The 10,891-nt window shown below is 61.6% G+C and carries 12 protein-coding genes and 1 pseudogene; 6 read left to right on the top strand and 7 right to left on the bottom strand.

Annotated elements, in window-relative coordinates:
- Positions 1-3 precede the first annotated feature (3 nt).
- Complete coding sequence (locus tag C1X29_RS26235) at positions 4-645, bottom strand: TetR/AcrR family transcriptional regulator (RefSeq protein ID WP_102718751.1); 642 nt, start codon at positions 643-645, stop codon at positions 4-6.
- Between the two features lie 124 nt (positions 646-769).
- On the opposite strand from C1X29_RS26235, the gene C1X29_RS26240 reads away from it, so the two are divergent.
- Positions 770-1,228, top strand: a complete 459-nt coding sequence (locus C1X29_RS26240; protein WP_102718743.1) for a GNAT family N-acetyltransferase — start codon at positions 770-772, stop codon at positions 1,226-1,228.
- A 7-nt stretch (positions 1,229-1,235) separates the two neighbouring features.
- Here C1X29_RS26240 and C1X29_RS26245 read toward each other — a convergent pair whose 3' ends face one another.
- Positions 1,236-1,535, bottom strand: a complete 300-nt coding sequence (locus C1X29_RS26245; protein ID WP_085746267.1) for a hypothetical protein — start codon at positions 1,533-1,535, stop codon at positions 1,236-1,238.
- A 174-nt stretch (positions 1,536-1,709) separates the two neighbouring features.
- Here C1X29_RS26245 and C1X29_RS26250 point away from each other — a divergent pair, with 174 nt between their 5' ends.
- Positions 1,710-3,155 carry a SulP family inorganic anion transporter gene (locus tag C1X29_RS26250; protein WP_102718744.1) on the top strand — a complete coding sequence of 482 codons (1,446 nt, stop codon included), beginning with the start codon at positions 1,710-1,712 and terminating at the stop codon, positions 3,153-3,155.
- A 19-nt stretch (positions 3,156-3,174) separates the two neighbouring features.
- On the opposite strand, the gene C1X29_RS26255 is transcribed toward C1X29_RS26250, so the two are convergent.
- Complete coding sequence (locus C1X29_RS26255) at positions 3,175-3,693, bottom strand: carboxymuconolactone decarboxylase family protein (protein WP_102718745.1); 519 nt, start codon at positions 3,691-3,693, stop codon at positions 3,175-3,177.
- 134 nt (positions 3,694-3,827) lie between these two features.
- Between C1X29_RS26255 and C1X29_RS26260 the strand changes: the two genes are divergently transcribed.
- Entirely contained in the window at positions 3,828-4,649 is an 822-nt protein-coding gene (locus C1X29_RS26260) for an AraC family transcriptional regulator (RefSeq protein WP_102687815.1), read from the top strand.
- Between the two features lie 3 nt (positions 4,650-4,652).
- On the opposite strand, the gene C1X29_RS26265 is transcribed toward C1X29_RS26260, so the two are convergent.
- Positions 4,653-5,546, bottom strand: a complete 894-nt coding sequence (locus tag C1X29_RS26265; RefSeq protein ID WP_085602576.1) for a DMT family transporter — start codon at positions 5,544-5,546, stop codon at positions 4,653-4,655.
- A gap of 89 nt (positions 5,547-5,635) precedes the next feature.
- Between C1X29_RS26265 and C1X29_RS26270 the strand changes: the two genes are divergently transcribed.
- Together C1X29_RS26270 and C1X29_RS26275 are read left to right on the top strand one after the other, a co-directional pair.
- Complete coding sequence (locus C1X29_RS26270; protein ID WP_102718746.1) at positions 5,636-6,967, top strand: PLP-dependent aminotransferase family protein; 1,332 nt, start codon at positions 5,636-5,638, stop codon at positions 6,965-6,967.
- 55 nt (positions 6,968-7,022) lie between these two features.
- Positions 7,023-7,409 (top strand): c-type cytochrome, encoded by a 387-nt coding sequence (locus C1X29_RS26275; protein WP_102718747.1) that lies wholly within the window; start codon positions 7,023-7,025, stop codon positions 7,407-7,409.
- Positions 7,410-7,533: 124 nt separating this feature from the next.
- Here C1X29_RS26275 and C1X29_RS26280 read toward each other — a convergent pair whose 3' ends face one another.
- On the bottom strand, positions 7,534-9,213 hold the full coding sequence (locus C1X29_RS26280) for a diguanylate cyclase (RefSeq protein ID WP_102718748.1): 1,680 nt from the start codon (positions 9,211-9,213) through the stop codon (positions 7,534-7,536).
- A gap of 174 nt (positions 9,214-9,387) precedes the next feature.
- On the opposite strand from C1X29_RS26280, the gene C1X29_RS26285 reads away from it, so the two are divergent.
- On the top strand, positions 9,388-9,723 hold the full coding sequence (locus C1X29_RS26285) for a hypothetical protein (protein WP_039767351.1): 336 nt from the start codon (positions 9,388-9,390) through the stop codon (positions 9,721-9,723).
- 76 nt (positions 9,724-9,799) lie between these two features.
- Here the strand turns inward: C1X29_RS26285 and C1X29_RS26290 are convergent.
- A pseudogene (locus C1X29_RS26290) lies at positions 9,800-10,042 on the bottom strand (hypothetical protein); the annotation flags it as partial.
- Between the two features lie 126 nt (positions 10,043-10,168).
- Positions 10,169-10,735, bottom strand: a complete 567-nt coding sequence (locus tag C1X29_RS26295; protein ID WP_102718750.1) for a chorismate mutase — start codon at positions 10,733-10,735, stop codon at positions 10,169-10,171.
- Between the last annotated feature and the right edge of the window lie 156 nt (positions 10,736-10,891).

Here is a 10,891-nt window from a genome sequence, read left to right on the forward strand (position 1 = left end):
GCTTCAAGTCGTAAACAGCACGCCGCGGATTTCCTCCGCCCGCGGCGCCACCACCCCCTCCAATACCAACCGTGTAATCGTCTCCGCCGCCACCGCATAATCCTCATCCTGCGGCACCTCCCGTCCGGTGATGCGCCCCATCTGCCAGCCAATGTTGGTATAGGTGCGCGTCGCCGACCAGATAAACAGCATCAGATGCTCGGGATCCACCGGCGCCAGCAGCCCGCGGTCGATCCAGCTGCGCAGGCACTCGACATTGCGCCGGGCTTCGCCGTGCAGCAGGTCGCGGCATTCGTCGGGCAACTGGCGGCCGCCAAGCAGCAACTCACCGCTGAACACTTTGGCGATCGCCGGGTGCTCGCGGGCGATGCGGATACGGGCGGCAACGTAGGCGCGCAGGCCAATCAGTGGGTCGTCGCTTTCGCGCAGCACCGCCGAGGCTTCCAGCAACGGTTCGACAAAGCCGAGCAGCACTTTGCCGTAGAGGTTTTCCTTGCTCTGGAAGTAGTAATAAAGATTGGCCTTGGGCACACCGGCGCGGGCGGCGATGTCGCGGGTCTGGGTCGCGTCGAAGCCGTTGGCGGCGAATTCTTCACTGGCGGCGGCCAGGATCAGTTGCTGGTTGCGTGCGCGGATGCTACTCATGGACGGCATGGAGGGTCTGGCCATTTCGGGTTCGCAATATACAAAACTATATAGCGATTAAGCCAGCGAACTCGCTCCTCAGCGCTATGCTGGTTTCAATTTCAGTAACCTCAGGAAAGTGACAATGACCCTTCAGGCACTGCGCGCCACGACGATTCACCTCGACGCGGTGGCGAAGCTGTTCGACGGCTATCGCGGTTTTTATGGCCAGCCGTCAAATCTCAAGCAATCGCGGGCCTTCATCGCCGAACGCATGGCCCGCAATGAATCGGCGATTTTTCTGGTTGAGGATGAAAGCGGTGAGGCGATTGGATTCGTCCAGCTATACCCGACGTTTTCTTCGATAGACGCCCATCGCACCTGGCTGCTCAGCGATCTGTTCACTACGCCAGCCGCCCGGGGCCGTGGAGTGGGGCGATTATTGATGAACACCGCCCGCGACTTTGCCATCGAAACCGGCGCCAAGGGCCTGGTGCTGGAAACCGCCACCGACAATTTCACAGCCCAGGGTTTGTACGAATCACTCGGTTGGATACGTGACACTGGCTATTACACCTACCTGCTGGACTTGCGGCAGGGGTGATCCGGTCTCAGCCGACCTGAGCCAGCAACCGCTCGATCTGCGCCAGCTCCCAGGTGCTGAGCAGGCTGACCGGGTCGGTGCCGAAACGCTGAGTCGTGTCGAGTCGCCACACCCGATCTTCCGGGCAGCGGCATTGCAGGCAGTGGTGCAGGCGCTGACCGTCAAAGTCGAGCAACAGCTGCCAGCCGTCGATCTCGACCGAGATCTGGCCGGGCCCGGATTCCTGCGCAATACGCTGTAGCGCGCAAACCTCCAACGCCGCATCGCGCAAGCGCTGGCAGACTTCGCGAGTGGATAGCGGTGACATGTTCAAACCCGTTGATCGATGAAGCGCGCAAGCATAGAGCGCCAACCCGTTCCTGTCAGCGATTGCTAGCCCACGCCGGCGCATTTGCGTAACATCCGCAACCCTCTTTTTCCGCGGCGCTCTTTTGCGCCAATGCATGCGGCCGCGCCCGTCGGCCGCTCTGTCAGGTAAGCCATGAAACCGATTCGTCTGCGCGCCGATGTCCTGGCCGGACTCACCACCTCGTTTGCCCTGTTGCCCGAATGCATTGCGTTTGCGCTGGTGGCCCACCTCAATCCGCTGATGGGCCTGTACGGCGCCTTCATCATTTGCACGCTGACCGCGCTGTTCGGTGGCCGGCCGGGTATGGTCTCCGGGGCGGCCGGTTCGATGGCGGTGGTGATCGTCGCGCTGGTGGTGCAGCACGGCGTGCAATACCTGTTGGCGACGGTGTTGCTCGGCGGTTTGATCATGATGGCGTTCGGGCTGTTGCGGCTGGGCAAACTGGTGCGCATGGTGCCGCACCCGGTGATGCTCGGGTTCGTCAACGGTCTGGCGATCATCATCGCGCTGGCGCAACTGGAGCATTTCAAGAGCGGTGAACAGTGGCTCAGCGGCACGCCGTTGTACCTGATGACCGGGCTGGTGCTGCTGACCATGGCCATCGTATATATATTGCCGCGCCTGACCCGCGCGGTGCCGCCGGCGCTGGTGGCGATCCTCGGCGTCGGTTTGCTGGTTTACCTGCTCGGCCTGCCGACCCGCACCCTCGGCGACATGGCGCACATCGCCGGCGGTCTGCCGACGTTCGCGCTGCCGGACATCTCGTGGACGCTGGACACCCTGCGCATCATCGCGCCTTACGCGATTCTGATGGCGCTGGTCGGCCTGCTGGAAACCCTGCTGACCCTCAACCTCACCGACGAAATCACCGAAACCCGTGGCTATCCGGATCGCGAATGCGTGGCGTTGGGTGCGGCAAACGTAGTCTCCGGTGCCTTCGGCGGCATGGGCGGTTGCGCAATGATCGGTCAGACCGTGATCAACCTCAGTTCCGGCGGGCGCGGGCGTTTGTCCGGGGTGGTGGCCGGAGTTTTGATTCTGCTGTTCATTCTGTTTCTGTCGCCGCTGATCGAGCGGATTCCGCTGGCGGCGCTGGTGGGCGTGATGTTCGTGGTGTCGCAGCAGACGTTTGCCTGGGCCTCGTTGCGGGTGCTGAACAAAGTGCCGCTCAACGATGTGCTGGTGATCATCGCGGTAACCACCATCACCGTGTTTACCGATCTGGCCACGGCAGTGCTGTGCGGGATCATTATCGCGGCGCTGAATTTTGCCTGGCAGCAAGCGCGCGAGCTTTACGCCGATGAACATCTGGAAGCGGACGGCAGCAAACTCTATCGCCTGCACGGTACGCTGTTCTTTGCCTCGACCACGCCGTTCCTCAATCAGTTCGACCCGGCCAGTGACCCGCAACGGGTGACGCTGGATTGCCGGCACCTGAGCTTTGTCGATTATTCGGCCATCGCCGCGCTGAAAACCTTGCGCGAGCGCTACGCCAAGGCCGGCAAGCATTTGCAGGTGTTTCACCTGTCCGAGCGCTGCAAGAAGTTGCTGAAACGCGCCGGGGTCGATCACGACTGAGATCGACCCCGGTCACTGGTCAGGCATCGATGGCGGGGAAGTCGATGTCGGTCAGCGCCACGTTGTTCAGGTAGTTGGTGAGGGTTTGCGCGGCGACGACGGCGATCACTTCGATGATCTTCTTGTCGTCGATGCCGGCAGCGCGGGCGGCGGCAATCTGCTCATCTTTCAGATGACCACGGGTTTCGGTCAGTTGATGGGCGAGGGTGGCAAAAGCATTCAGCCGACCGTGACGCGCTTCGATGATTTCTTCTGCTGCCAGCCCGGCCTTGCTGGCGAACAGGGTGTGCGCCGCCAGGCAATAGTCGCAACCGTTGACTTGCGAGGTGGCCAGATACACCGCCTCTTTTTCCTTGGCGCTCAGTGAGGTCTTGCCCAGAGTGGCGGAGATTTGCACGTAGGCATCCAGCGCGACAGGTGCGACGGCGAGGGTCTTGAACAGGTTGGGCAGGAAGCCGATTTTTTTCTGCACGCCTTCGAGTGTCGGGCGAGTGGCGTCGGTGGCGGTTTCGAGGCTGAGAGGGGCGATGCGGCTCATGGTGATTCTCCGAAATTCCGGTGCGAAGTGCGCCGGGGATGGAGTGAATGCTACGGAGCGCGGCTGGTGCTTTGGGTGCAAATCGTCGAGGATATGCGACAGATCGTCCAAACCTGTCCTTGCGAGAATCAGTCATGGATCGCCTTTCTACGTTGCTCAGCCACTTCGGCGTCAATGCCGGCACCTTCCACAGCGGCACGTTCTGCGGGGTGAGCGCCTACGGCGGCGATCAGGTGTGCGGGCATGTGCACCTGTTGCAGGCGGGGGAGCTGTTGCTCAAACCCGGGAGTGATCCTGAAATTTCGCTCAACGAACCGACCCTGATCTTTTTCCCCCGTCCCATGGCCCATCGCTTGTTCGCCGATGAAGGCATGGGCACGCAACTGGTGTGCGCTTCGCTGACCTTCGACGGCGGTGCGGGCAATGCTTTGGCGGCAGCGCTGCCGGATTATCTGGTGCTGAAACTCGCCGACCTCCCGGAAATGGCCAACACCCTGGAGTGGCTGTTCAAAGAAGCTTTCGACGGACACTGCGGGCGCGAAGCGGTGATGGACCGATTGTTCGAATTGCTGGTGATTCTGTTGTTGCGCCATTTAATCAGCAGTCGCAACCAGCAGCCGGGCATGATGGCCGGGCTGGCCGATCCGAAGATTTCCCGAGCCTTGAACCTGATGCACGACCAGCCGGCCAAGGCCTGGAGCGTCGCCGAGCTGGCGAGTGCCGCCAATCTGTCCCGCGCCGGTTTCGCCGAACACTTCCGGCGGGTGGTGGGGCAGACGCCGGTGGATTATCTGGTGAGCTGGCGGATCAGCCTCGCGCAGAAACGCCTGCGTGAGGGACGGCCGATTGCGTTGATCGCCGAAGAGGTCGGTTATGAAAGTCCGTCGGCGCTGGCCCGGGCGTTTCGGCGCAAGACCGGACTCAGCCCGCGAGAATGGAAATCCGGCGCGAGCTGAAAACTATTTGGCGAATTTCTTTGCCCCGGCCACGCACAGGATCACCCCCAGCGTGACCACCAACATGCCGACGCTGACATGTTCATGCAGCAAGGTCGCGGCCAGTGCCAGGCCGAAAAACGGCTGCAGCAATTGCAGCTGCCCGACCGCCGCAATCCCGCCCTGAGCCAGCCCGCGATACCAGAACACAAAACCGATCAGCATGCTGAACAGCGAAACGTACGCGAGGCAAACCCACGCCGACACGCTGATACCGCTGAACGAGGCGGGCGCCAGCCATACGCTCAGCACGGCCATCACCGGCAACGACAGTACCAGCGCCCAACAGATCACCTGCCAGCCGCCGAGGGTGCGCGAGAGTTTTGCGCCTTCGGCGTAACCGAGGCCGCAGGCGAGGATCGCTGCCAGCATCAATAGATCGCCGGTGGGCGAGGCGGTCAGGCCTTGTGAGATCGCAAAACCGACCACCAGCGAACTGCCCAATACCGAAAAAATCCAGAACACCGGACGTGGCCGCTCACCGCCGCGCAGCACGCCGAAAATCGCCGTCGCCAGCGGCAGTAGTCCTACAAACACAATGGAATGCGCCGACGTCACGTATTGCAGCGCCAGGGCCGTTAACAACGGGAAACCCACAACCACGCCCAGCGCGACGATCAGCAACGACAACCACTGATCCCGCGCCGGACGCCGTTCGCGAAACAGCCACAACAGGCACAACGCCAGGGCGCCGGCGATGGTCGCGCGGATGACGGTGAGAAACACCGGGTCGAATTCCAGCACCGCCAGCCGCGTGGCAGGCAGCGAGCCGCTGAAGATCACGACGCCGATAAAGCCATTGATCCAGCCGCTGGTTTTTTCCAGGGCCGGGGTGCCGAGTTGGGTGGTTCGTTCCATACGCATTGCGCTCAGTGGTGGGTTGCGTTGAAACAATCCTAGGGACGAGAATCAGCACAATCAAAGAATTGTCATGGATACAGCCCGACATGCCGCGCTCCCGTTACAAGACCCTCGTCGACACCTATGCCGCCGACATTCGCTCCGGTCGCCTTTTGCCCGGCACTCGCTTACCGACTCACCGGCAACTGGCAGCGAACGAAGGGCTGGCGCTGGTCACCGCCTCGCGCGTATACGCCGAGCTTGAGGCCATGGGCCTGGTCAGCGGCGAAGCCGGGCGCGGCACGTTTGTGCGGGAAACGTCGTTGTTGCCGGGGCAGGGGATTGACCAGAAGGACGTCGCGGTCGGCATGATCGATCTGAACTTCAACTACCCGTCATTGCCGGGGCAGGCCGAGCTGCTGCGCACCGCGTTGCGGCAACTGGCGCTGTCCGGCGACCTCGAGGCGCTGCTGCGCTATCAGCCCCACGCCGGTCGCCAGTATGAACGGGCCTCGGTGGCGCGGCACCTGCAAACACGGGGTTTGAGTGTCGACGCCGAGCAGGTGTTGATCGTCAACGGCGCCCAGCAAGGGCTGGCGGTAACGCTGATGGCGCTGCTCAAACCCGGTGATGTGATCGCCGCCGACGCCTTGACCTACTCCGGATTCAAAGTACTGGCCGAAGCGCTGCACCTGGAAGTGGTGGCGATTCCCGTCAATGAGCAGGGCCCCGATCTGGCGGCCCTCGACAAACTCTGCCGCCAACGACCGGTGCGTGCCGTGTACAGCATGCCGACCCTGCACAATCCATTGGGCTGGGTAATGCCTCTGGCACAGCGCGAGGATTTGATCGCGATTGCCCACCGGCATGATCTGACGATCATCGAAGATGCGGCCTACGCCTTTCTGGTCGATAGCCCACCACCGCCGTTGGCCGATCTGGCGCCGGAGCGCACGGTCTACGTTTCGGGCCTGTCGAAAAACATCGCCACCGGCCTGCGTGTCGGCTTCATTGCCGCGCCGGTCGAGCAGGTGGCGGCGCTGGAGCGGATCATCCGCGCCACCACCTGGAACACCCCCGGCGTGATGACCGCCATCGCCTGCGGCTGGCTCGACGACGGCACCGTCACCTTCCTCGAAGCACAAAAGCGCAGCGACGCCCAAGCCCGGCAAGCACTGGCTGCTCAGATCCTCGAAGGTCTCCCGACCGTCAGCCATCCCTCTTCGTATTTCCTTTGGTTGCCGCTGCCGGAAGATGTGCGGGCCGACCACATCGTGGTCGAGTTGATGCACGAGCAGGTTTCCGTCACCACCGCAGAACCCTTCACCGTGTCCACCCATGTGCCGCACGCGATTCGCCTGGCGCTGGGATCGGTGGACATGCTTGCCCTGCGTCAAGCCTTGCTCAAAGTTCGTCAGGTCGTGGGCGCCTACCTGTAGCGCAACTTGCCGCGCGCGATTACCCTTGGCGCCGCCGAAGATCTGGAAATCCCTGATGAAAAACGCTGTATTGACGCTCGCCCTGGTCCTCAACGCAGGCCTGTTCAGCACGCCAATACTGGCTGCCGGTGACGCCGAGGCCGGCGCCAAAATCTTCCCGCGCCTGTGCGGCGGCTGCCACCAGGTCGGCGAATCCGCCCGCCCGGGTTTCGGCCCGGAACTCAACGGCATCATCGGCCGCCCGGCGGGGACGTCGGCGAATTACGTGTATTCCGACGCGATGAAAAACTCCGGCCTGACCTGGGATCGTGAAACGCTGACGAACTATCTGAAGGATCCGAAGGGCGTGGTGCCGGGGACGCGGATGATCTTTTGGGGGCTGAGTGATGAAGAGAAGATCGATAATTTGTTGGCGTATCTTCAGACTTTTTCTCAGCAATGAAGCGTCTGTGCGGGAGCTGCGCAATGCACTTCCCGTTCACTGTGAAGAACTGCCAGCAGCGATTGCCCGGTTGATGACACGGTTCTGGACCCGATTGAAGACCAACACCTGATTCAATCGCGGGTCAGCCGAGTCCGTTAACTTCGGTGAGTGACGTCTGGCAGGCTACGCGATTACGACCCTCGGCTTTCGCCTGATACAACTGTTGATCAGCACGTTTGAGCAGTGCTGTCGGAGCGTTGTCGGCCGGGTCGGCCAGGCCGACACCGATGCTGACTGTCACCGCGCCGGCCGCTGGAAAGGTCGCCTCGGCAATCGCTGACCGAATCTTCTCGGCGACGATATCAGGCGTATCGGGCTTGGCGATTTCCGGCAGCAGCACCGCAAATTCTTCGCCTCCGTAACGGGCGACAAAATCCGTGCTCCGGATGCTGATCTGGATCAGCTGCGCCAATTGCTGCAGTACGTCGTCGCCGGCTGCATGGCCGTGAGTGTCGTTGATGTGCTTGAAGTGATCGGCATCAATCAGAAGCAATGCAAACGGCCGCCCGGTACGACGAAACAACAGGCTGTATTCTGTGAGTTTTTCGTCGAAGCGGCGGCGGTTGTAGACACCGGTCAAGCCATCGTGAGTAGCGAGGTTCAGCAGCTCGGCGTTGGCCAGGGTCAGGGCCGCCGTGCGTTGGGCGACGGTGGCTTCGAGCGATGCGTTGGTCTCCTGCAGCTCACGTTCCTTGGCGAGCAGCGACTGAGTCATGGCATCGATCGACTGGCCGAGCTGGGCAATTTCCCGCACGGGATGCCGGAGCGGAAAGTACGCACCAGGCTGGTTGTTCTGCACTTTCTGGGCTGAACGCGCGAGGTGCTCGATGGGTCGGCTCAGGTACAGCGCCAGGTAATACGCTACCAGTCCGAATGCCACGGCGGCGAAAACCCCCAGCAACAGCAATTTATAAAACAGCAGTCGCGCCGGTTGCAGCGCAGTGTCCAGTGGTTGACGCACGGCAATCGACCACGACAGCGCGGTGCCCGTAGGCGTCGGCACAGTCACCTCGCTGGTCAGGTACCCGTTGCCGACGACCCAGCCTGGGGACTTCGGATCCTTGGCCGGCATTTGTTGGCCAACCAGCGCTTCCGGGTACAGCACCTTGCCGTCGTGATCGATGATCAGCGCTTCTATATCCGGCTCCGCGCCCTTGTGCGACATCGCTGCCGATTCGACGATGTGCGTGACCCAGCTCCAGTGCGCATGGGCGCCGAGCACACCGATCACCTGGCCATCGGCGTTGCGGATGGGCGCGGCGAAGTCGATGAAGCGCAGTGGCTCGCCGTTGGGCAGACCTGGCAACAGTTTCGCCAACAAAACGGCTTCGTGCGGATCGCCGGTGTATTCCCCGCGCAGACCGGCCTGAAACCATGGGCGCTGTAGCACGACCTGACCTACCAGCAAACCGTTGACTGCCTGATGCACACGCCCCTGAGCATCGGTCACCCCCATCCACGCATATTCGGAGCGGGCTTCGGTGCGCAGCTGCATCGATTTGAGAATTGCCGGATTGTCCAGATCGCCGCGTTCCAGATGCGGCGCCCGGCTGAGCAGATAGACCTCCAGTTGCCGCTCGCGCAACTGCTCGCCCAGCAGTGTCGCCGCCGACCGCGCGGTACTCAGCAGCGCATTGCCGCTGGCGCGTTTCATTTGCTCAGTGGCGATATCACCGACGTAAAAGCCCACGCTCAATAGCGTCAGCAGAGACAAACCGGCAAACCAAAGGGTCAGGTGGCTGCGCAGACTGGCTTTGAGCATGGAGAAATGTCTGTCTTTATTGGAGTGGCGCCATGGTATGCGACATCGCGGACGGGCTGCCAGCAAGGCGTTTGATGAAAGTCTGCCGAGGCCGATATCAATGAGCCACTGCGTTCGGTAAAGTGTGCGCCGCCCGAGAGACGGATCCCGGGCGTTTACCCATGGAGTCTCGCAGTGAAATACCTCAGCAAAGTAGTCGCCGCCGCACTGTTCGGTGTGGTTCTGGCAGGTTGCACCGGCACGCCGATGAACACCAGACATTACGACAGCAGCCAATACACCGTGATTGGCCACAGCGAAGCCACTGCCACCGGCCTGATGCTGTTCGGCGTGATCCCGATCCGGCAGAACAGCCGTTTCGTCCGTGCGCAAGAGGCCGCCATCCAGGCCAAGGGCGGCGATGCCATGATCAACACTCAGATTCAGGAAAACTGGTTCTGGGCATGGGTCCTGAGCGGCTACACCACCAAGGTCTCCGGTGACGTGGTCAAACTGAAAACCGTGCAATAAGCACCGGTTGGACGTGAAAAAGCCCGGCTGATCAGGCCGGGCTTTTTGTTTGTGCAGCGGTAGAGCATTTGATTCATGCGACGCGGCGTTCGATCAAGCGATCAGCGCCACCTTCAGCCACACGGCGTTCGATCAAACGATCAGCGCCACCTTCAGCCACACGGCGTTCGATCAGACGATCCGAACCACCCTCGGCCAAGCGACTTTCAATCAACCGATCCGAACCGCCTTCGGCGATCATGGTGTGGGCGGGTTTGGCTGCGAAAGCGTTGACTGCGAGAACCGAGAAAGCGATGCCGAGAAGGATTTGGCGTTTCATGATCGTGTGCTCCAGGGGTGTTGTTTGTTTGGTATGGAGCCGATGTTACGCCGCGGATTTTTTATGAGAACTTCATTGAACTGATGGTGACTATCGACGCCAGCAATGAATGCCAAGACCCTTGTTCTAGGGCACCAGCGGCCGAATGCACAGCTCTCCGGTGGCGCGGGTCAGGGCCAGATCATGCAGCGCATCACGGGTCAGGCCGGTACGCGCCTTGGCCAGCCACGCCGGGCAGTTCGGATCGTGACGGTAGGGTGTGAAGTCGGCGTATTGCTGCAGCAGACGGGTTTGCAACTCGTCCAGACGCGGGCGAATCTGCTGGCCCAGATCCGGTCGCGGCGTGTCCGGCGCGGCACCGGCCGCTTGCCATTGTGCGAGCAAACCGTACTGCACCAGTTTGTTGGCCTCCATCTGCGCGGCAATCAATTGCGCGACGTCTTCCGGATCGAGCTTGCGTTCGGCGGCCAGCTTGCGGGCGTTGTCGATCACCTGCGCCTCACGGGGACTGTCCTGGATCGGTTTGCCGCTGTCCCATTTGGTCAGGGCGACGAGGTCGCCGATGTTCAGGCGTTCGTTCAATGTGTTCACCAATCCTTGCACCACCTCGGGCGAGGGGGCGGGAGCGGCGTGGGCAGTCGTCGCCAGGACAGTCAATAAGGTGCAGCTCAGAAGAAACGAGGAATGGCGCATGGGAGGGGTTCACTTCCTGTCGTGATGGGGAGGCTATGCACATTGGTCGAGGTGCAGATTACGAAGTTTTAATGCAAACGGGTACGACCTGAACCGCATTGCATACCTTAGACTCTGTCATCAGCTCCCACCCGAGACGGACCCTCAATGCAAACG

This window comes from Pseudomonas sp. GW456-12-10-14-LB2, assembly GCF_002884345.1.
In the GTDB taxonomy this organism is placed as follows: Bacteria; Pseudomonadota; Gammaproteobacteria; order Pseudomonadales; family Pseudomonadaceae; genus Aquipseudomonas; species Aquipseudomonas paraglycinae.